Annotated in this window: 19 protein-coding genes and 1 pseudogene; 8 read left to right on the top strand and 12 right to left on the bottom strand. The window is 57.2% G+C overall.

Going from position 1 to position 21,235, the window contains the following annotated elements; genetic code table 11:
• Nucleotides 1-140 precede the first annotated feature (140 nt).
• Nucleotides 141-1,790, bottom strand: a complete 1,650-nt coding sequence (locus tag ABM562_RS09325) for a pentapeptide repeat-containing protein (RefSeq protein ID WP_460421566.1) — start codon at nt 1,788-1,790, stop codon at nt 141-143.
• A 382-nt stretch (nt 1,791-2,172) separates the two neighbouring features.
• Between ABM562_RS09325 and ABM562_RS09330 the strand changes: the two genes are divergently transcribed.
• The 4 genes from ABM562_RS09330 to ABM562_RS09345 all read left to right on the top strand — a co-directional run bounded on the left by ABM562_RS09330 (nt 2,173) and on the right by ABM562_RS09345 (nt 6,810).
• Nucleotides 2,173-2,649 (top strand): hypothetical protein, encoded by a 477-nt coding sequence (locus ABM562_RS09330; RefSeq protein WP_460421568.1) that lies wholly within the window; start codon nt 2,173-2,175, stop codon nt 2,647-2,649.
• Nucleotides 2,650-3,843: 1,194 nt separating this feature from the next.
• Nucleotides 3,844-4,947 carry a hypothetical protein gene (locus tag ABM562_RS09335; protein ID WP_460421570.1) on the top strand — a complete coding sequence of 368 codons (1,104 nt, stop codon included), beginning with the start codon at nt 3,844-3,846 and terminating at the stop codon, nt 4,945-4,947.
• A 7-nt stretch (nt 4,948-4,954) separates the two neighbouring features.
• A complete protein-coding gene (locus ABM562_RS09340) occupies nt 4,955-6,127 on the top strand; it encodes a hypothetical protein (RefSeq protein WP_460421571.1) in 1,173 nt (390 codons plus the stop codon).
• Nucleotides 6,124-6,810 carry a hypothetical protein gene (locus tag ABM562_RS09345; protein ID WP_460421573.1) on the top strand — a complete coding sequence of 229 codons (687 nt, stop codon included), beginning with the start codon at nt 6,124-6,126 and terminating at the stop codon, nt 6,808-6,810. Before ABM562_RS09340 ends, ABM562_RS09345 begins: the two co-directional genes overlap by 4 nt.
• A gap of 480 nt (nt 6,811-7,290) precedes the next feature.
• Here ABM562_RS09345 and ABM562_RS09350 read toward each other — a convergent pair whose 3' ends face one another.
• The 4 genes from ABM562_RS09350 to mobH all read right to left on the bottom strand — a co-directional run bounded on the left by ABM562_RS09350 (nt 7,291) and on the right by mobH (nt 13,095).
• Entirely contained in the window at nt 7,291-9,903 is a 2,613-nt protein-coding gene (locus ABM562_RS09350; protein ID WP_460421575.1) for an AAA family ATPase, read from the bottom strand.
• A gap of 308 nt (nt 9,904-10,211) precedes the next feature.
• Nucleotides 10,212-10,472: a hypothetical protein gene (locus ABM562_RS09355; RefSeq protein ID WP_460421577.1), complete on the bottom strand. Its 261-nt coding sequence runs from the start codon at nt 10,470-10,472 to the stop codon at nt 10,212-10,214.
• A complete protein-coding gene (locus tag ABM562_RS09360; protein WP_460421579.1) occupies nt 10,454-11,290 on the bottom strand; it encodes a WYL domain-containing protein in 837 nt (278 codons plus the stop codon). The genes ABM562_RS09355 and ABM562_RS09360 overlap by 19 nt, the downstream gene beginning before the upstream one ends.
• Nucleotides 11,291-11,373: 83 nt before the next feature.
• Complete coding sequence (gene mobH / locus ABM562_RS09365) at nt 11,374-13,095, bottom strand: MobH family relaxase (protein WP_460421772.1); 1,722 nt, start codon at nt 13,093-13,095, stop codon at nt 11,374-11,376.
• 223 nt (nt 13,096-13,318) lie between these two features.
• On the opposite strand from mobH, the gene ABM562_RS09370 reads away from it, so the two are divergent.
• Nucleotides 13,319-13,513, top strand: a complete 195-nt coding sequence (locus ABM562_RS09370; protein WP_460421580.1) for a DUF7740 domain-containing protein — start codon at nt 13,319-13,321, stop codon at nt 13,511-13,513.
• A gap of 126 nt (nt 13,514-13,639) precedes the next feature.
• Nucleotides 13,640-14,005 (top strand): annotated as a pseudogene (locus ABM562_RS09375) (histone-like nucleoid-structuring protein, MvaT/MvaU family).
• A gap of 128 nt (nt 14,006-14,133) precedes the next feature.
• Here ABM562_RS09375 and ABM562_RS09380 read toward each other — a convergent pair.
• From ABM562_RS09380 to ABM562_RS09390, 3 genes are all read right to left on the bottom strand, one after another.
• On the bottom strand, nt 14,134-15,030 hold the full coding sequence (locus tag ABM562_RS09380) for an ArdC family protein (RefSeq protein WP_460421582.1): 897 nt from the start codon (nt 15,028-15,030) through the stop codon (nt 14,134-14,136).
• 86 nt (nt 15,031-15,116) lie between these two features.
• A complete protein-coding gene (locus ABM562_RS09385; protein ID WP_460421584.1) occupies nt 15,117-15,440 on the bottom strand; it encodes a hypothetical protein in 324 nt (107 codons plus the stop codon).
• 267 nt (nt 15,441-15,707) lie between these two features.
• The gene (locus ABM562_RS09390; RefSeq protein ID WP_460421586.1) at nt 15,708-16,073 is read right to left on the bottom strand and encodes a DUF3085 domain-containing protein; all 366 of its coding nucleotides are present in this window, start codon (nt 16,071-16,073) and stop codon (nt 15,708-15,710) included.
• 466 nt (nt 16,074-16,539) lie between these two features.
• On the opposite strand from ABM562_RS09390, the gene ABM562_RS09395 reads away from it, so the two are divergent.
• A complete protein-coding gene (locus ABM562_RS09395) occupies nt 16,540-16,896 on the top strand; it encodes a hypothetical protein (protein WP_460421588.1) in 357 nt (118 codons plus the stop codon).
• 4 nt (nt 16,897-16,900) lie between these two features.
• Here ABM562_RS09395 and ABM562_RS09400 read toward each other — a convergent pair whose 3' ends face one another.
• From ABM562_RS09400 to ABM562_RS09415, 4 genes are read right to left on the bottom strand one after another with little or no spacing between them, the layout of a single operon-like run.
• Nucleotides 16,901-18,439 (bottom strand): conjugal transfer protein TraG N-terminal domain-containing protein, encoded by a 1,539-nt coding sequence (locus ABM562_RS09400; protein WP_460421589.1) that lies wholly within the window; start codon nt 18,437-18,439, stop codon nt 16,901-16,903.
• Between the two features lie 9 nt (nt 18,440-18,448).
• Entirely contained in the window at nt 18,449-18,754 is a 306-nt protein-coding gene (locus ABM562_RS09405) for a hypothetical protein (protein WP_460421591.1), read from the bottom strand.
• A complete protein-coding gene (locus tag ABM562_RS09410; protein ID WP_460421593.1) occupies nt 18,751-20,106 on the bottom strand; it encodes an integrating conjugative element protein in 1,356 nt (451 codons plus the stop codon). The genes ABM562_RS09405 and ABM562_RS09410 overlap by 4 nt, the downstream gene beginning before the upstream one ends.
• Nucleotides 20,106-21,083 carry a TIGR03756 family integrating conjugative element protein gene (locus ABM562_RS09415; RefSeq protein ID WP_460421595.1) on the bottom strand — a complete coding sequence of 326 codons (978 nt, stop codon included), beginning with the start codon at nt 21,081-21,083 and terminating at the stop codon, nt 20,106-20,108. Before ABM562_RS09415 ends, ABM562_RS09410 begins: the two co-directional genes overlap by 1 nt.
• Between ABM562_RS09415 and ABM562_RS09420 the strand changes: the two genes are divergently transcribed.
• Entirely contained in the window at nt 21,082-21,210 is a 129-nt protein-coding gene (locus ABM562_RS09420; RefSeq protein WP_460421596.1) for a hypothetical protein, read from the top strand. The genes ABM562_RS09415 and ABM562_RS09420 overlap by 2 nt on opposite strands.
• The last annotated feature ends 25 nt before the right edge of the window (nt 21,211-21,235 follow it).

A 21,235-nucleotide genomic window follows, 5' to 3' on the forward strand; every position in this document is an offset into this window, starting at 1 on the left:
CGAGAATAGGCATGGAGGTTCTCGGCACGTGGGATATTGATCGCTTAAGGCTACTGAACACTCGGACGCCGGCGAGCAGGGCAGGTAGGGATTTTAGCGTGGCTTTCACGAGACCTCGCTTCCTGCGTCCTCCTGCGTCCTTATCGCTCAATTGACTTGCTGTTCTCTACTTGGCTCATTGAGTGCTGGCCCTCGGGCTTCGCCGGCTTGCTACGTGGGAGCGCAGAGTCACTGTGTGCCTGGGCAGCCTTGTCCTTGACTGCGGCTGTGAGAATGCCCGCTACATCTTCCCTGAGGCCCCGATCGGGCAGGTTGTCGCAACCTTTGATCTTCATGAATTCCTGAATGGCTTTGGCAACCTCCGGCTCCGTACGCGCAAGCAGTAGTTTCGTCTGGACAAACAAGCCCCATGCATATGCCCAGTCTGGGCTCGGTTTTGGCTTGCAGAGATGGGCTTGGACGCTGTCTAACGCAGCTTTGGGGTTCACTTCAAAAAAGGAATCTCTGCTTTCCAACCAACCGTCTGATTCAGCTCGGGACATGATTTTTATGGGTTCCCGAGTGGCGAAGCTCACCTTGTTCCCGTTGACCTCAAACAGAGAGGTGGCCGGGAAGGATGTGCCCAGGAACTCCACATGATCGAAGGAGACATTGAAGAATGATGCGAGGGAGAGGTCAGCATTAACAAACGCTGAATTTTTCACTGTCACGTTGTCCCAAAGCGTGCCTTTCAGCCTGGTTTGGGTGAAGTCGGTGGACACGAGGTCGATGTTCATGAATGTCGCCCCGTCTAGCGAGGCCATGTTGAAATTGGCGCCGTTCAGGACGGTTTCCACAAAGACTGTCCCGTAGAGCCGGGCGAATGAAAAATTAGCGCCTGCAAGATCCGCATGTTGCGCCCAGATCCGCGGGATGACCTGCAAGCTGATATCGAGGTAGCGTAGATTGCGTGACCGCAGATCCATGGCCACCTCACGGGTCATGAAGTATTCCTTTGGGTCGGCGTGGCCCGAGAATGCTGCAAGCCCCGCATCCGTCTTGGATGGCCCCTTCCACAGCTGCTCGCCTCTATCAATTTCAATATGAGGTACCCAGAAGACTGTGCCGCCATCTTGGTTGTCCAGCCAGTGCGTGTGGGTCTTCAGCCATAGCACTGGAGAGAGGTGCGTGGGTAGGAAGATCACATCAATGCACACCAGCAGCCAGAGCTCGAATACCCCCGTGGCTAAACCTCGAATCCGCTTCGTATTGGATTGGATGCGCGTGCTGAAACTGGCAGCGAGCAGTTCCCTAATGCGAATGCGTGTGGCATAGCAAGCGCAGTAGAGCGCCGCTACGTGTAGTACGAAGAGCAGCGGGCTCTGGTAGGCCGTGAAAGTGGTGAGGATGTAGAACAGAGTTGCCGGGCCCGCAGACAGTAGGCAAATCAGCATCGCCAGGTCGGTGCGACGACTGAGTTTTTCTGACGCATTTCTTGGGCGTGAGGACTTGAGCCCTGCAAACATCTTGGGGAGCCTTCTCAAGGTCACCAGATGCCCTACCAGCACGATTAGCGGGCTCAGGAAGTAAAACCCAACGACAGACACTGTGGCGCTCACCAGCGGCAGTTGAATGCCGTTATTTGGCATGAGCAGCATAGAGTCCTTGGTGGACGATACGCTGGCCAATACGTAGAGAATGAGAAGGGCGTAGGAGAGGAGGGACGACAGCTCAGTCTGGTTCGCTTCCTCCTTGAGTGACGCTTTGCGTGGGAATACCGCCCTGATGGGCTGCTTACGGTTCACGGACATGGCGACTGGTGCTTAGAAAGTTGAGGTCGACAGGGTAACGAATTGTCTTTCTATGAGACAGGTCAGGTAGGCGCAACATAAGCGTCAGCCCAGCCCAGCCCAGCTCAGCTTGGGTAAGTCTGCGGCCGCTCCCGGCCCCAAAGGGAGACGCTGCAGCATCCGACCCAGCGGTAGGCATAGGGGCTATCAAGCTCCTATGGCTCTTGAGCGTTAGATGTCCCATGCCAGTACCTGACCTACCTGTCCATCTTTGTGGATAGCGCACTGGCGGAGCGGCGTGGTAGTGCATAGAGGTCAGCCAGGGATAGAAGTGCCACCAAAAATAGTTGTCTGTGACTTTTGAGCTGTTTAACGTATCCGGGTGTCATTCACGAGAATCCCTATGGACGATCAAACCCACACAACGCCTGCAGGCGACTTGCCGGATTCTGATCCTGGGCAGCATGTGTCCATCATTGATGAGCTGAGATCCGAGTTCCGAAGGCTCGAGCGCGAAGAGGGTGGCTGTTTTGACCCGTCGCTTACAGACGCTGGGCGCCGTAAGAGGGCCCATGAAGTGATCGGCTACATCATCGACTTAACCCTAGGCTCCGGCAAAACCGCGCACTACAGAACAATCGTTACCGCCATTGAGCGTGCGCGATTGGTGTTGAACGCACTCGATGATATCAGCGCGGCTATCGGCTTAACTGCGGGCTTGCAGCGCCAAGCACGTATCTGGACGAGTGTTCTGACCTACAGCCTTGCCGTCCTGGCGAGACTTTATGCGCTTCTTGCCTACTCTCGGCATGCGGTCTTGAGTATCCCTTTGCATGCTGACGGCCCTGAGCTCAGCGGCTACAAGCACCGCCTTCGTTAACTCTCCCTTCGAAATTTTCATTTTTCCTTTTTCGAATGGGGAGCTTTGCTCGTGCCTACTAAAAAACGTCGTGCATATTCCAAGCGCCCACATAAGGGCCGAGAGAGAAAATCCGTATCACCTTCCAGCGAACAGCCTAAAAGCGCAGGTCGCGAAAGGCGGTGGGTTGCACGCCTGATTGACCTCCTGAAAATCGGTATTGGCTTGGCCAACCTTATCTTGGGGTTACTCAAGCACTGAGAGCGCCGCCACCGGCCGAACCAGGGCGGCCATTTAATGCAGGATATTAGGGATCAAGCCGCGGCAGGCCTGGAGCACACGTTGCTCTAGCCTGTGCCGGTACCAGCCCACCCAAAACGCCACTCTGGAATAGCTCGCATACTGCGAGCTATAAGGGCCAGTAGTCGATGTGTCAGACCTGGTTGCACGCTGCAAAGAGGTACTGAGGATTTTCTACCGGGGTTCGAGCGACGATGAGGTGGGGCGATTCATTATGTCGTTCACGGAAGCTCAAATCAGTTCCGCAATGGAAAAGCCGACCCTTGCAGCACATGGGATTCAGGTGGTTTTGCATTGGTGATTTGCGGAATCGTAACTCTCATATGTATCTGTTTTAAAAGGAAAATTTCATGGACTTGAAAACCGTCGATGGGCAACTATCCTAGAGTTCGAATCTCTACGCTTCCGCCACTAATTCTCATTAAAGCCCTGATTTTTCAGGGCTTTTTTGTATCTGGTCGGTTTCAGCCCATACCCTAGCCCATACTTTGGGCGCTGGCTTTCAGTGAGCTCGCCTGGAATTTTCTGCTCAGCGGTCCCGAACCTCTGAGCGCGCCAGCGATTTTTTCAGAGCAAATGTGCCCGCGAACATCAGGGCTATGGCTTCGTATGGGTTGAGAGGGGGGGCGAGTGTTCGAATCACTCCGTTCCGACCAAATAAGTCCAGAGAATCCAGGCACTTAGCGGTGACTAGATTTTTTATGAGTCAGTGTCTTTCTTCGTCCGTCTTTTTACCCCACCGAATGAGTGGCAGCAATCGCCATCCAGCGTGTAATGATCAGGCTGCCAGCACTGTGCGCCTCTCCGCATGCGGTTGATGGAGTGATCTATCACCAGCGGGTGGTCGGGCTCAACGTTTTACGGTAATTTGTGATGGCATGAAGCCACACTTATAGCAGGAAGCACCTCGACGACATGGGCCAACGCTCCGCGGCCGTTGCTGTTCCTGCGCATTCTTTTGTGACAGGAACGACCATGTCAGGCGGCGAAACCGAAAAAATAGCGAGGCTCGCGGAGCTCGTTTCCAACGACATCTTCAATTTTTTCCGCTGGAAAAAAGAGGGGCCTGCCAATCTCAACTTCGGCTGCGTGAAGAAGGAAACACACGCACCTTTGAAGAAGTCTGAGCACACGCACCCGACTGATGTGGTGTTCAAGTACGCAGACCCTTACCTGAACAAGGCCGTCTTCCTTCATACCGATTTGAAGAGCTACGCGGTTGGCTCCATTACGCTGGACTCGATCAAGAAGGCCTTGAAATCCCTAGGCAAGACCATCGACTGTGCCCGCGCCTCGCCGGAGTGGCAGACGCGCTATCACCTGAACAAGCGTGAAAAGTATGAAATTCGCGGCATGCTGTTCGTGTACAACCACGACGACGAGTACGACAAGGATTTCTACGATCACTTCAAGGACTACAAGGGCGAGAACCTGCACATCAAGGATTCTCAGCAGGTTCATATCGTCGAACCTTCACTGATCAATTACCTGAAGACCCTTCAGGTCGATGTGAACGCCCTCAGGGCGGCAGGGACATTTCCGAAGAATAACTACACCTTCTATTACCCCGACCTCGTCCTGCACAAGGCCAGTGGTGAGTACTGGGAGCGTGCGGCCACTGCAGAGCTCATCGCATCGCCCTACATGATCATCCACCACAAGGAGGTGATCTCGTACTGCGAGAAAGCCAAGGCACTGGCCGAGACGTATAGCGAAGGCTACCTGATCTATTATCGCCGCGATGGCAGTACCGAGATCGAGTTCAGATACCTTTTTGATGCCCTGTCCAGGTTTCAGATCCTCAACGCAAACAAGGACTTGAAGATACGGATCAGGGTTGCCAATCGCTACCATCACAGCAGCATCCTCAGCAACTTCAACGCTGCTATAAACAGCTACGTGACTGAGTGGGGCGAAGACGAGAATCGCAAGCGGAAACTGCAGGCGATCGAACTGGACATCGTGAATCACGCGATTCCGAACTATAAGCCCGAAGCGATCGGCTGGGAGCGTGATTGACATGAGAATGGGTAGCCTGTACTTCGCGTCCGACAAAGCGATCTTTGACGCGCTCACGCAGCGAAGCCTGACGAGCGCTGAGCTCCGGAAGGTCTTCCTCTCCAGAGGCATCGTGATCTCCAATGAGTCGGATAAAAAATTCCTGGCCAACCGGTTCAGTGCCCTGTTCCATGATTACTACGACTATCGGAACCTGTCGCTTCTGGTGGGTGGCCGTGACAGTCGTGAGAAAACCACGAATGTGGTCGTCACCACGGCGGTTACGAAAGAGCAGCTGACCGATGCGCTCACCTCCGTCAAGGAGTGGCTGATGGATGATCAGCATGAGCAAGCTGAAGTGGCGATCCATGGGGATCAGCTCAAGCTCACCGTCAAATACCAGAAACTGGATCTGAGCCAGGCCGAGTTCCGCCAAGTCGTTGAGAAGACGGCGGAGGTCATCGTTGAGAAGCAGGGCAGCGGCTGGAAAATCACTGGCCCCATGAACGACAAATTCAAGGACATCACCGATCAGCTGTATTCCCAGATCGAGATTGTCACTGACAAAGACGTGGCGACGCGAACCATCTCTCTGGAGGCGATCCCGGATGCCGATATCAGGACGAACTTCCTTCGCAGTTTGATTCGCAACCTCAAGGACATGGAGGTGGTGGATGTCGTCGACGTCTCCACGTTCAACCCAAAAGACCGTGAGGATGATGACTTGGATCTCAGTGACGAGGCCCTTGTAATCGAGGAATCGATCGAGGTTGAGTCTGGAGATGAAGGTGAGGAGGGGGAGGATGGCGACACCGAAGCCGAGCTGGCCAGGCCGCATACTGAAGCCAGTGTCCACAAGATCATCCGTATCGACAAGGCATCTCTGAAAGGCAAGGGGGTCTTGGAGTCCAAGCAACTGATGGAGCTTGAAGGCCACGGTTTTTACCTGTGGAAGATTCGGTGGACTGCTCGCGAGAAGCTTGTAGGGTCAGAGATCGTTCAGTTCGAGGCTCAGTTTGGTAACCAGGCCAAGTACTGCGATTTCTCCTACATCGTGAAAGGGGTCTACAACTACAACAACGGGAAATACGCCAAGAACCTGGTGCGCGCCGAGCCGTTGTTTGAGCAGAAGCTCAAGATCCGCTTGGAGGAAGCGGCGCAAAAGACACTGGATGATATCGAAAGGAGTTTGTTGACATGAAGTCAAAGCGGCTGAAACTATGGGTTCTGACCGCTCGCATTGACTTTCAGACCCTCGTGCATGGGCTTCGACAGCAGCCGTTCAACGACCAGAATCGGCTCGGTGTCGAGATTCTTGAGACCCTGGATGGCAAGGCAACCTTTCGGTATCACGAGCAGCGGGATATCACGCAGTCGTTCACGAACCCTCTAGGCGAAACGGTCGAATCGAGTTACTCCACATTCATCAGCTTCGACATGGTGTTCGAATCGCTAGGGGCGGATCGTTTTTCGATCTGCATGAGTTCGCCACCCAAGGATTTGAAGCCGTTCGTGGAGCTGATCCGTGCGGCAGCCGGGACGAACTTTGCGCTGGAGGTCGTGAAGCCAGATATCTCAATGGTCTATCAACAGCTCAAGGCTGACAAGCGCTTAACGAGGGTTATGGCCAAGCGCATCGTATCCGGAGCGGTTACGTTTGATATCGAAAGCAGCTATCGAGTGGATATCGCCTCTACCGGGAATGCGATGACGAAACTGCTGGAAATTACGGGTGGGCGCGCGGCGCCGATTGATAAGATCAAAATTGTCTACGTCTACAACTCAAGGCAAGTTCAAATTGAGCTGTCGCGTTCAGGTTCGGTCGCAGTGTCCTGGGATGATGAGGAGCACATGCACCTGTTGACAGCGCTCTTGATCCGGTAGATTGGCAATGGTATTGAGAGGTTGATTGGAATATTTCAGGGTTGATTTGGCCGGTTCGGTCCTTAGGGCGCTCATAAAACCTATTGCGGTCGAACATATCTCTGGCTGCCAGAGGCGACCTCTACCCCTCCGGCTGGGGGCGCCTGACTTGATGGAATGATGACCGGTATAACCGTGCTCGAGCGTACTGAGCGAAGTCAGGCTATTTATGGGATCTCGCCGGTACCGCTAGAAATACTTTGGCTTTCCGTCGAGGCAGCTTGTGCCTGATGCAGAACCCTGATAGGGCATAACTCACATATAACCGGGTAAGGAGCGGAAGGTGGGCCCGGTAAAAAACTGGGGCCAACACTCCCTGTTCAACACCATGCTTGTACACACGGAGGATCGTGTTGACCCGTACATGGAACAGGTGTGCTGGCGAAGGCAAAGGTGAAGCGGCCAGGACCGATAGGCCGCTATTACCCCAAGTCTACTAAATCATCCCCTAGCCTTTGCCGTCTCTCTCAAGCGCTTGTCCAGTGAGCCTCTCCACGTTGACAGTTTTTCAATGTCTTGCTCAAGCTCATCGGGCTCTGGCATAGGAAGTCTTCCAACCGGTGTTGCCGCGTCGTGTTCAAACTTTGAGCTTTTGGACATCCCGGACTCGACTTCCCGGTAATCGTCATCTGTCACGACTACAGATTTGAGGCGCTGCGTCGATACACCCTCGCCAAACCGTTGTACGGCACCGTTTAGCAACACCTCTTCTATACACCGTTCCCAAGCAAGACGAAGCCGGCCGTAGCACACCGACGTTAAACGTCGATGCTCGTCCTCCTCGCCAGCTTTCAGTGCTTGGCGTATTGCCATTAATTCCTGCCGCAGTCGCCCCAAACGATCCTTAGTTCCCAAGACGTCAAAAGGTAGGTCCTGCGAGTGAACACCATACCCCTGCGCAGTCCGGCGGATGTAGTTCTTGGTCAACGCACCACCCAGCTCCTCGAGCTTTTGCTCCAAAATGCAAAGGAAATAAATGTCGTGAGTGAACACTATGACCTGCCGGTTGAGCGACTCACGGGCCAAGCGTTCCGCCACTTCCCAGCGGCGGCGGTGATCCAGTGATGAAACTGGGTCGTCTAGCACAATCCCTCCACGGCCCTTGCCAAGCTTGATCTCGGCGAGGAAGGAGGCAATCGCGATTGCGCGTTGCTCCCCCTCACTGAGAATGGCAGAAGGAGTGCCCCCTCCGGGCAGTTGTAAAACTAGTTTAAATTGGGTTTTGCCCCCAGGAGACTCTGGTTTCATCACCACCTGAAGCTGGTGCACTTTGAGATGCTGGAGTTCTTGGTTCAGTGCGTCCGCTAACTCCTGGCTCGCCGTCGTCCGCGACAGGTCTGTCGACTTTCTGGATATGCCCCGTGTGTCCATGCTGTCAATGCATGCCTGAAGTTTGCCGCAGAGCTCATGCTTCGAAATTGCTTCGAGTACCGCAGCTTTGATTTCACCTAGGCGCAAGCGCGCATCCAGCTCCCGCTTCTCCGCCGTCATTTCCCCCCGCACTTTCTGGTCGGCAGTCGCTTCCAGCGCTTTGGCTTCATCCAGTAAGCCCTCGATAACGCGCGCCAAGCCCGGCTGCGGATCAGCCGGGAGCGCGGGGATCTGATCCCACTGAGCTTCAGCTGCTGCTGCCTGCATCACCGACTGCCGGCGACTGGTGAGGCACTCCTGCATGGACGAGCACGCCACAGAAAGCGCCGGATCTATCTCCGTCGTTTCTTCGACCAAACCATCGCGAAACATCATATCCAAAGAGGCCTTCTGAATTTCCCGGTAAGCCGTCGCGGCGGTTTCTCGGCTCTCCTTGGCGGTCTTCTCCGCTGCTTGCTGGATGAAGGTTTCGAATTGAATCAGTCGTGCAGCACCGTCCGGCCCAAGGCTGTTTTGACAGAGAGGGCAGTTTGCATCTGCCGGGAGGGCGGGAAATACATGTTCCGGGTGGCTCACCAAGGCATATAGCCGGGCTGCTTCAAACAGCGCCTTCCACTCATCACCGCCGGTACCCGCAAGTTGCCCAGGCGACTGTTTGAACTCAGTTGCAGCCAATTCTGCGGCGGCCTTTGCGCTGTTCGACTTATCAATGAGCTCCCTTAGTCGAGCGACCTTGTCATCATTGATCAGAGCCGCTGCTGCACCGATGCGGGCCTTCAATCCCGAGAGACGCAACGCCTTCTGGCGCAACGCCTGAGCCTTTTGCTTCGGATCTGCTTCGGCCAGGGTTTTAGTCAGCAGGGCTTGCCGATCAAGCTCCGCCTGGTTGAGGGTGGCCAAGAGTTCAATATCCCCGGGTCCGGTCTTGGCGGGGATGCCGGACAATGCTGCGGCCACAGCTGTCTGCTCTTTCGCAAGCATGCTGTACGCTGCGTCACTGGGCGCATTTGCTGCTTTCTCTTGCGTGGCCCGCTGTTTAAGTTTGCTGCAAGCGCCCGCCAACCCTTCCAGGATGTCTAGGCCGTAAGGGGCGTAGGCAAAATCGCCATGGTTATCGATATATGCGCGAGCGCAATGGGTGTCGAAAATGGCGATTTCCGAGAGCGGCTCAGGGGCAACTGAACCGTATTGCCAAGGAAGGTCTGTGGGCACGCCGTCGATGACTGCCGAAAAGACGGCTTGGGCTACACCGGTTTGTTTTGCATCTAGGTGCGCGTTCGGAAGTATAGGTTCACGTCTATCGCGAGCACGACAGGCATGCTTGAAGACCCTGGAGTAACCCGATTTACCCGCACCGTTTTCCCCGTAGATTACGGTCAGGCCGGTCAAAGCGATCGGTACGCCACCGCCATTTGCCAAGGCATTGACATGGTTCAGATCTTTGACTGCAACCAGCTGAACAACCCGAGCGGGGTCAGCCGGAGGTGCAATCTGAGCGTCCTCGAGCTTGCTCGGCTTTCGGCCATCGCGGTCCAGAATACCAACATCCGCCTTGGCTAGTGCGTAGAGGTCCTCCAAGTCCGCGGCACCGAGCGAGCGGTCTTGGTAGAGGCGTGCAATCGCATCTTGTTGCCAAGCAGGTAATCCTTTAGACCACTCATGAATTTCCTGAATAATAGACACCTGTCCTCCCTGGCGTATTTTCACGCACACCTGTTGGTTTTCAGTGATATTGCAATTTGCCCTCAACTATGTGTAGCAGGGAAAGGAGAACTTGGAAGTGCGGGGCGCAAAACCGGCCAGTAGCGAACAATTTGCTCGCCAGCTTGGCACTCGTTGTTGGGCGACTATGTCGCACAGCAAGTGCAGGTTTTGCGTGGTAAACCTCCGTCACCAACGAGCATTGACCGAAGCCCGGCTACAGTGCCTCTTGCTCGACCGTGAAGCCACAAGTCAGCTACGCTTCGCTCACTTCGTGCCAGCCAGCCTGTTCAGCAAAACGTGTCTTCCTCATCTTCTGGTTGCCAGTTCGGAGCAAAGCGGATGTGATCCTCAATCTCCTGGAGGAGTTCGCGCTGCACAAAACCATGGCTAGGTGGAAGCGGCGCATCGGGTCCAAAGCGGCGGCGGTACAAGTGGCAGAGTAGTGCCCAGAACTGATGCCTATTGGGTGAGGCCAGTGGACTGAAGAGCCGGTCTTGAGTTTTTTCGAATAGCTTTAACCCATCATCATCTAAACCGTGAACAGCCATGGTCGCAACTCCTCCATGTTCTCCACCGCAAGCTGGTACTCGGGTGGCAACTGCTTGGCAGGATCAGTGGCCGCCCATAGGCCTTGAATGAAATACGCCGCCATCGCGGCGCGACAGCGCTCAACTCGAGCGGCGGTACTCGCGAAGTATTCGAAGCGAATCATGTCCTGCTGATCCTGATCCATTGCTGGATGAGCAATCAGGCGGATTTCGAGCAACGTGTGCCAGGCAAGATCTTCATCGGCCAACCGCGCACTGGGTGCGCTGAGCAGGGTGGGGGAATCGATTCGACCTAGGGCGAAATCGCGAAAATCTTGCCTGCTTGAACAGAAGGCACGGACATGCCAACGTCGGCCAGCACGTACGACGCTGTGGGGTGAAATCACGCGTGAGTGCGGTCGGGGATTGTTCATGGACCGGTAATTGATCTGCAGTTGCCTGCACAACTCAATGGACTCGGTGATTTGAGTAAAAATACGAGCCGTGGGTACTGAAAGATCGGGAAAAGCGTTCCACAGCGTTCGCTTGTTGGGCGCTTCGCCTTTCGCGTGAGGGATGCCTACAAGCGACAGATATTGGCTTAGTGTCGCCGCCGAATCGAAACTACTGCGGTAAAGGGCTGGTGTGGCTCGATAGCCGCGTGAGATCGCGTCCCACTCCACCCAATCAGGGTGTGCTTGATGAAATTCACTGATCAACTGGCTGACCCGGGTAACCTTCATGCCGAGCAGCTCACGCAGTCGAGCATTGCCAAGGCGTCCACCCCAAAGCAACAAGGTCTTGAGCAGCTCAGTGCGAGCGCGGGGTTCTTTGATCATGGTTGATCGCCCCTCACAAGGGCATTCGGATCATGGCAGTGCTTACAAAAAATGTAGCTTACAAAAAGTGAAAGGCAAGGAGCTCAAGGCGTCGGAGACTGGAGAGAAAGGAAGGGGTTGTCTGGAGGAGGCGGCAGACCAAGGAGATTCATGTCACGCAGGATGTAGCCGTTGAGGGAGGTGGTTTTCCGCGGGCCTCGTACAGTGCAAGTCCAAATGTTCTGGCTATTGGGCTTTCTCAGATGAGCATCCAGCTTTTCAAATTGACGTTGGATTCGTCGCCAGGCGTCGCTTTGAGGGTCTGCTTCGGCCGACTCGGGGTGTTCGGCGGCGTAGCGTTGGAAAATGCCCGGGGTGACCAGGAAAAAAGTGCCGTCTACGGTATGGACCTTGGCCTTGCTGTCGTTGACCACCAAGCGATGATTGAGAACTGCTTTGCGCAGCCATTCGAGGAAGGCCAGCCCCTCGGCATCCTTGGGTGGCGCAGTGGTGGATTGCAGGCTTCCCGCACTTGGTCCAGTTTCGACCTCGCTCGGTTCTTGCAACATGTCCATCAAATCGTCGAGATAGTCAAAATCCTGGTTCGGGTGCTCGGGTACGGGCTGTTTTTCTTCCGGCGTTGGTTGCGGTCGATCCAAAGCCGACTCGCAGGTTTCACCGGCCGGCAGAGGATGTTCCATCATCGGCTCAACCGTGCCACCAAAGCATTCTGGCCGGGATTCATCGGCCCAAATTAGGCTCGGCTGCAGGCGGAGGAAGGTAAAGCGATGCTGCCAGCCATTGTCCGCTACGGTGGCGCCCCATACCGCTTTGCCCTCCGGTGTCGCATCCACCAGTCCATGTGACTGCAGCTCATCGAACAAGGCGATGTTGGAAGAGGGGATGCCATCCACCACCTGAGCCAGCAGGTAGGCGCGTAGTTTGTCGGTCGCGGTTTTACTGACCAACCACAGATGATCTTTGGTGAGCCAACCGGTGGCACCGGGCTGGTTGAGTTTGAACTCGTTCTTGACCAAGTGACGCAAGCCCGTCAACAAGTGATGCTGCAGCGAGTGTTTGGGTGCCTGCAGAGCCTTGGTGGGGTTGGCACCGATATTCTGCGCAGTGGATACCCGGTCAGCTTGCAGTACTAGTTCCCCGAGGGTGCCGGCATGCTCGTAGTGGTTGGCCAGCAGGAATAGTAGGTGGCTCCACAAGACCGGATAGCTGCTGAGCCAATCGAGGTGACGGGGCGCCAAAATATGTGTGTACAGCAGCCCCGTAGCGGCGCCGTGTAGCTTGTAGTCACGACCGATCACATAGCGAAACCGATAGGGCTGGTTCAAAGGGCCGTGCCAGGGGTGCCAGACCTCGCCATTCTGATACTCCACCTGCACGTCGACGGCAATCTTGCCAATGTCGTGGAGCAGTGCGCCGTAGGCAATCGCGGCGCTCCAGGCATCGGCCTGCGCGGCCTGGTCTTCCGGTGCGGCGCCGCTGGGCAGCAGGTAGGACTGGCGTAACTTCAAGCTGCACGCCACCAGTTCCAGTCCATGGTCGAGCATGCCTCCTGGATAAGCATGGTGATGGCTTTCGCTGGCCGGTAGCTGCTGCACATAGCTGGCATAGCGGCGGATTGGCTCGAGGTAGAGTTGCTCGAACTGCGGTTGGGAGACAGCAGTGTATTGCCAGATGCACTCGAGTAGCCTTTTCCGGTGGTCGGCGGCGAGTAGTGATTGCGCCGACATTGGGTCAAGGAAGCCCTCGGTGCCTGAAGCGGCGATCTGGGCATGGCCTTTTTCATATTTGAGCCACCAGCGTTTCATCGCATTACCTGCCTTGCGTTCAAAAGGTCCTTTTGCCTTTTTGGATAAGGCTCTTACCCTTGTGCCCCCTTCCATTGTCGCCATTACCCTTTACCGCCTTTGCCTTTTTTGCGGGTGTGGTAATCCGAAGTCTGGCACGTCGGGTTAGTCTGCTGATCGGCATAGCCGCCCCTTTCGAGTGGGGGTAGACTGCCCGGCATCGTTTTTCTGAGCTGGGGCGCTCATGACGCTGAGTGATGCGGTACTGATCGTTCTACTGGCAGATCGGATTCATGGCACTGATGTCGCCATTCGGTCTGCCGCCAAGCGCTGCGCGAAGCAGCTGCCGCGCAGCCAGCGCGACATTTTGTTCAAGATTGGGAACAGCGCGGCGCCCCGCGAAGTTGTGGCCCACCTTTGCCAAAATCTGGCTGACTGATCTGTCACAGATTTTTGTAAAAATCGACTACCAGAATGGATCTGCAACTGGGAATAAACGCTCGGATAAGATCTGTGCCTCAGTTACTATTCCTTCACGTGTCTCATACCTAGGAAATACTTCCCCATGTCCAAACTTGCTGAATTCAAAGCACTGGAAGCTCAGCTGGCCGCGCAACTTCAACAGCTGGACGCGATGAAAAACGATTCCGGTCTGAAGCAGTAAATCGAGTTTGAACAAAAGCTCAAGGTGTTGCTGGAAGAGTACGGCATGAACCTGCGCCAGGTGATCAGCATTCTGGATCCGTCCAAGGGCGTGAGCGTAAGTGCCGCGAGCGCGTCAAGTGGCACTCAGCGCAAGCCGCGCGAGGTCAAGCGCTACAAGAACCCGCACAGTGGCGAGGTCGTGGAAACCAAGGGCGGCAATCACAAGATCCTCAAGCAGTGGAAGCAGGAACACGGCTCGGATACCGTCGAGAGCTGGCTGCAGTAATCGACTACGGATTTGCAGCGGCCGATGCTCGGCGCTGCAGGCAAAACAAAGGCCCCGATCGGGGCCTTTTTGCTGGTTGAGGGAAGTCACGCCGTGAGTCGTTCCATCGATTCAATGGCCTGATCGGACTAGAGCGCCAGTAGGTACTCGGAGGCCTCACGGGCGTGGCCACTGGCGCGGAAGATCGCACGCTTGTCCTCCTTGAGGATCTTCAGCCAGGAGGCCAAGTACTCCTCGTGACGCAGCTCGCCCTGGGTGCCTGTCAGCGCGCAGAGAAACGCTGCGCCCATTTCCGCGACCAGTTCCTCGAAGGCGTATGCTGCGGAACCGAACGCATGCCCGCCGGTGATACCATCGCGGTTTAGACGCGATCGGTGACCCGACGAGTGTGTCAGTTCATGAAGGGCCGTCGCGTAGTAGCTGCCGACGTCCTCGAACTGGGCCTTGGTGGGCAATTGAATGCGATCGCGCAGCGGCTGATAGAACGCGTCATCGCCATAGCAATGCTCGATCTGCGCACCACTGGTGACCAGCAGTTGCTCGGCAGGGGCATGATCGATGAAGGTTGACGGCTCGGTGTGCTCGGCGAGCTCTGGCTCCTCGCCGGGCAAGCCTTCGGCCTGCTCTATATTGAACAGGCAGTGCGTCCGCAGGAGTGCGAACTGCACCATCTTGATATTGCCCTGTTCATCGCGAACGACCTGGCCGTCCTCGTCATGCGCTTCCTTGCTCATCGGTTTGTACAGCACTGCGAGAGTGGATTGCTCGCCCTTGCGCACATGGCCTCCGGCTTTGCGCGCCTGGTTGAAAGTGAGCCAGCGATCTTGTGTGAAACCTCGCAGGCGCGCCTCGGCCCACAGCAGCGGAATGTTGATGCCGACGTAGGGGCGCCGGGTGATGGCGTTGATGGGAAAAGGGCCGTCAGCGCTGGAGCCTGTGGTGGTCCAGGGTTTGATCCAGGGGATCACGCCCTGACTCAGGGCACTGACGATCTTGTTGGTGACGTCCAGGTAGATGTCGGACATGGCGTTCTCCGGTCGTGAAATGGGAACGCTGCCCGACCGGGAAGGGTTCCCGGTCGGGTAGAGGGGCAGTGGTGGTGCTGACAGGGTCAGAGGGCGGCGATGTTTACCGCACTCTCACCGGGCAGGCGGAGGAGCAGAAAAGCCGGGCCGCTGCGTGGCGTGATGCGAGCCAGCTGAAGTTGCGGCTGGGGGGCAGATACTGAAGTGCCGTTGCGCTGCGGGTGGTCGAGCTGCAGTTCGAATGGACACTGCAAGGCACGCGGTGCCGAGGTCAGCACGCTGTTGAGCAGGTCTGCTAAGCGTAGTGCTGACTGTCCAGTCGGTTCCTCGCCTATGGCAGGTTCAATGAACTGCTGCCAAACGCCTGGGCTCAACACCACGGCGTTGGAAAAGAGCTCTATCCTGGGCATTGGGACCTCCGAGTAGCTGATCCCGCGACACCTCATCTGAGGCTTGAACGTGGGAGCGTCCATGTATTAAACCGCACTTGGACGTGGGGTCAATCTCCGATCTAGACCTCATATGGAAGTATCTATCCAGGGCGTTCCAAGGGAGACTATCTGTCTTGGGAATCAGACAAACGGCGATCTCCAGTCGAATAATAGATGGTGCGAAAAACGCCCAGAGAGGCCCGGTTAAGGTGCCTCTCTGGAAGCGCGTGGTGGTTGCTTCTGTGTTCAAGATTGTCCCGCAGGATCAACCTCGGCGGCCAGGTACAGGTGGGTGGAGGTTGCCTCCACCACCAGCGATCCTGCCGTACCGCGAAGGCTGGCGAGGACAGGATCATCGATGTCGAAGTACTCGGCAAAGTCATCGCCGCCAAATTCATCGCGGGCGCGATTCCACCAAGTGTCGAAGTCGTCGACGTCGGGGTTGCAGCCGGTGGCATAGGCCACGCGTTTGCGGCCACCACCATCCGGTTTGCTTTCGCCGATCTCGGACATGAGGTAGACACCGTGGTCCTTGACCAATATCACTCTGCAGCCATTGATACCGGCCTCGGCCAACACGGCGTGAAGTTCAGTGCCTGTGAAGCGCAGCATGATGAGATCCTCCAGAGGGTGCGGAGGAACGCCACCCATGTGGGAGAGTTCCCAGCACTGGAATGGATGTGAGTAGGGTTGCATTGAAGACACAGGCTCATTGAGCCCGGGGGGGATTAGAAAGCGTCCATCACCGGGGAGCGGTGACCATGCGAGCTGCCGAACGCGAATCGCATTGGGGGATAACCATCACGTGAGTGATGTAGCCTCGAAGGCTATTGCTACCTGGGGTGCTGGAAAACCAGCGATTGCACAATTGGTGTACCAAGCGAACCGACATAGCGTCAATGGCGCTTATCGGTAGAATCAGCGGTACCGCTCCACTGAGCGCCACTGACGATAATCCGCGTTGTCCAAGTGATCAACGGTCATGGAAATCAGCAACAGAGGAGTAAGCTAAAGCTTGGATCCAAATTAGCTGTAGCGGTTTGGCCGCAAGCGCAGTGACGGGTAAGGAGGCAATCAAATGTCGACTCCAGCTTCTTCCAGTTCCGGCCGGACCGACACCGGCAAGTATCTCATTCGCGCTGCGGTTGGTGCAGGTCGGATGGTGAACAAATTCGAATCCAAGGTTTTGAATTCCGACGTTTTGGCTCCTGTGCCGTTCAAGTATCGCAAAGTCGGTTTCCATGTATTCAAGTTGGTGCTGGCGCTCGCAGTTGCTTCAGTTGCGTTGTTTCTCGCGGTCGGGATGATTGCTGTATGGACGATTGCTGCGCTGCCAATAAGTGCTGATAGACAGCCCCGGATCCATGAAATGAGCCACCCTCGACATCATCTCAGATTCCCTGAAATGTACGACGATAATGGGGCCCCCAGGTGATTGGTTATTTCAATCGACGGGCTCCAGACATAACCTGTGAAGATCCCTTCTCTGCTTGTACCTGAGCACCTTCTGTTCCCCGGGTGAGGAGCGTTTGCATACCGCTGCCCACGTTGTATCCCGCCCAGCTCATTACGCCGAGAAAAAACATCGGTAGTACCAAAAACATCGCGCCCATGACGTACTCGATCACCTGAGCGGTGACTGTCCCGTCCATGAAGCCTGCAGTCGGCAACGACAACAGCGCCTGGTCAGTGGCAGAGACTTGGTTGTATAGCGTTTCCAGCATGCTCGAGTCGATCCAGCGCGCGAGCTCCCACCAGAAGGTGAGCATGTGTAGGGTGAACAGCGCGAATGTGATCGTCATGAGCGCCTTGAGCTGGTAGGTGCTGATCAGCAGTACCAGCGGCAGACTGATGATCGTGCCCATGATCAGAAAGGCCTGGACCATCGGCAATGCCGCACGCAGCGCATTCATCGCCGGGAAGTTACTGAACGAGCCCAGGGCCAGGCCGGTGTTGGTGGCCAGGTTGTTCAGGCCTTGCGTCAGCGAACCGCCCCGCGCGCTACTGCCGTAGTCCTGGAGCACCTGCCCAGGCGCCATGTTCAATGACTGCTGCCGTGGGCTCACCAGCTCGCGCAATGTGGCGTCTTCGATCTCCGTAGAGGTGCGCCCCGTCAGCCAGCCCCGTAGCTGCGAGAGCAGTGATGGATCAACCTCGGCCACTAAGCGATCGCGCAGTCCGATCGTGCCGTCGCTCCACCACTGCTTGCAGGTAGGGTAGCCAGCGCCGCTGTCGAGCTGGGGCAGGGAGGTGTCCCGGGTCTCATCGTATGGCCAATCGACACGGGGCGTTCGCGAGCGGTCGGTATCGTAGTAGCCCGGTGTGTTGAGCAGGTAGTTCGAGCCTATCCAGGACGCATCGTAGCTTTGCGACTCGTCCAGCTCGGGCCGATTGGTGAACAGCCGCGAGCGCGAAAAGCCATAGCAGTCTCGGGTGAAGTCGGCGACTTCCTGCAGCAGTATCTGGTCGTTGATCCGCGAACTGTCGATCTCCATGCGCATCGCACGGATGTCGGGTGCACAGGGAATCGACGCGGTCGCGGCGGCGGTGATGCCTTTGCTCATGGCATGCACGAGAAACCACCACACCGGCACGTTCGCTGACTTCTCGCCGATGGTGTTGAAAGTCGTGCCCCAGGCCGTGTCGGCGGGTCTGGCCATTGACACCCCACAGCGCTGGCTCGCGGCATCGTCGAAGGTCACGGATGAAAGGTTCAGCGGGAAGAACGGCATGCAGCCGAACAGAATGACCACGTAGCTCATCCACAGCCGGTTCTCGACGCGAGGGATCGACAGCAGGCCCTTGTTACCCTCGTCGGCCCCCTGTTGGCGGGCCGAAAGCCACTCCTGCAGGATGATCGCACCGAAGGGGGCGGCGAACAGCCCGGTGTCCGCCAGCGTGTTCCAGATGCCGTTGTTGATGATCCAGGCCAGCAGTGACAGGTAGTACTCGAGGTAGCTGTTGGTGCTCATGTTCATGGCTGCACCTCACACACGAGACAGTTCGACCAGGATGATCGAGCTGAAGCCGATCAACCCCAGGCGCTTCAGCCGTTGCTGGTCCACAGGCGCAGCCCGCATGCGCAAAGCTGCGGCCCAACCGGCGAACATCAGGGTGTATAGAAGGGCGCGCCACCACGCGAAGTAGGGCGTAGTCGCCTGAGCAGAATCGAGCCTATCTAGGTGGATGGCGGGCAGTTGCAGCGCCATCCAGGCAATCAGCAACATGATCAGCATGGCCCCGAGGATCAGCAGCACGCGGGCAATCATGGACTTCATAGAAATCGGCATCATGGCGTGTTCCTCTCCTGTTCAACTCGACGCAGTCGGTCCGGCTGAGGGTCGCGCTGATCGATGCTGCGCGAGGCATCGGCGCCGCCGGCATGGCGATCGAGGACCAGACTGGCAGTATTGGTGGCCAGTGACTGGCGCACCTGCAGCTCGGTTTGCAGCAGGCGGATCTCGCGCTCCAGGCTTTCGACGTTGCTGGTCAGGGCAGTGGTAGCGGGTTGTGCCGAGGCGACATTGGGTTCGTGGCTGCCGGCGAATAGGATGCGCTGCAGCAGCATCGCCTTGTAGATGACGCTGGACAGTGCGGTCTCACTGGCCAAGCGACGGGTCAGCAGGTTCTGGTCGGGGTCGTCGCGCAGCCCCTCGATGACGCCGCGAGAGACCTGCAGCAAGGGACTGGAGACCTTGCTGAGGTTCTCCGGACTGGGCTGGTCGGCGCCCGAGACCATGCGCCCTAGGCCTTCCAGGTGTTCCGTGTAGGTTTCCTGTATCAGCGGCGAAAGGCCTGTACCGGCGGTTACGCGCAGCGTCTCGCAGTCATCGCAGGTTTCCACCTCGGTTTCACCGAGCACCCGTGTCGCCCATTCCGAGGCCTCGTCGGGATTCGACCAGGCCTGACAGATGGCGCCATTCTGGCAGCCCGAACCGACGGCCGAGGTGTCCTCGACGGATCGGTTGTGCAGCAGGTTGTAGCCAGCCCTGACCACGTCAGACGTCACCCGGATGGGTTGCTGTCCATTGCCGCCGGCTTTCTGCCCGCCGACCCAGCTGACGCCGTTGTTGCCGTTGTTCGACTCAGTGTCCTTCACTGCCGTCACGGCATCACCGCCGGACTGCTCGAGGTTGTGCTGCATTTCCTGATTCTGGGCCAGCGCGCCCCAGCCGGCTTGGTCGACTTTGTCGGCCATTCTCGCCGCCATCGCCTGGCAGGTGAGCTTGGAACGATCGAAGTCGATGCGCCCCTGCAGCACGCCATTGCTCAGCAGCTCATACAGACCAGGATTGGCGCGCTGGATGATCATCGCCGGCAGCGACATGACCGCCTGTGTGGCGTTCTGGATGACGTTCCCCATGATCTGCTGGAAGCCCTGGGTGACGCCATTTAGTTGGTTCTGCAGGGTGTTCGAGAGATTCATGTTTCCGCACATCATGTTGGCCCGCCATGACATACCGACGCCGAGGCCATTTGGGCGGTAAAGCGAGGAGGGCGCACCGGCTGCTGAGCCGCCACCGATGGTGTACATCACGCGGTCGTCCAGGACCGGGGCCTGGTCACCGAGGTGGTAGCCGTTCTCAGCGGCGTAGCCCGCGGCACACACAAGGAAGCACACCAGCCCAAGCGCGAGGTTTTTCATCATTGGCCTCCATCAAAGTCGATGCTGAACAGGAAGGTCTGGCCCATACGCTGGCAGCAGCGGTAAGGCCGCCACAGTGACCAGGCGTAGGCGCCGTCGGCGCTCTGGATCGTCGGGCTGGGGAAGATGGCGCAGGTGTTCTGGATCACCGGGGTGAGTAATTGCCAACGGTGATTGTTGACGTTGTTCTCGATCACCGGCTGCGGTGGCCAATAGCCGGGAGCTGGCTTCGGCTGCAGCGGTAGATAAACGTGCGGCTGGCCGACGCGGGTGATGAAGTCGCTGGCGCGCTGGGCCATCACGGCAGCCGCTTTGAAATCATCGGGCTGTACCAAAAAACCGTGGCGCGGATACACGCTGCCCCACATGTCCCCAAGTGCCTGGTTGCCGATCTCGCGCATCCCCGGGACCAGCGCCTGCGGGTAGACGGATTCGGGAACGGCCTGACGCCAAGCCAGCGGGTCGAGCGTGCTGAGGTAGTAGGGCGCAAAAGATACGGCCCCACTTGGGCAGGCATAGCCGAACGTATGCGCCAGGGCAGTCAGGGCTGCCCCGCCGGGATGCCCAATGCCGTCGACATTCTTGAACCTGGGCAGGTTATCGCGCTGCGGCGAAGGCGTGATCAGGTTGCCACCCCCTTGCGACGCCGGCGTCGGCGTCGACAGCGCCGACACCTCGCTCCAGGGATTGCCGCCGGTGTCGGCATAGCTCGATACCACCAGCTCGGGAATGAAGTGACGGATCTTCGGTGAGGTTCGCACCGTGCAGCCGAACGGTGTGCAGAGCAGCCAGTAGCAGATCCCGACGACCCGATACTCCAGGCACTGCAATGAAGTGACGGAGGCGGTGATGGTCGGGGTGGTCAATGCCAGACACTGTTCGGCGGCAACCAGCAGAGCTGCCGCGGTGAAGGCACGGCCACGGCGAGCCGTTCTGGGTTTCGGCGCTTTGCTTCGGGTGAAGGCGGTCACGTTCATGGGCAACGCTCGGCAGGTGGCAGCGGTGTGCATCCGTGCGCCAAGTTTCAGCATCCCGGATCCGGTGCTGGAGGGGGACGGACAAATCGAGTCCGGGGTGATCGGTTTCGTCGGGCGCTCGATTTAGCGGCGCGAGATAAGCAAAATGCCGG

The organism is Pseudomonas sp. ZL2, assembly GCF_054788455.1.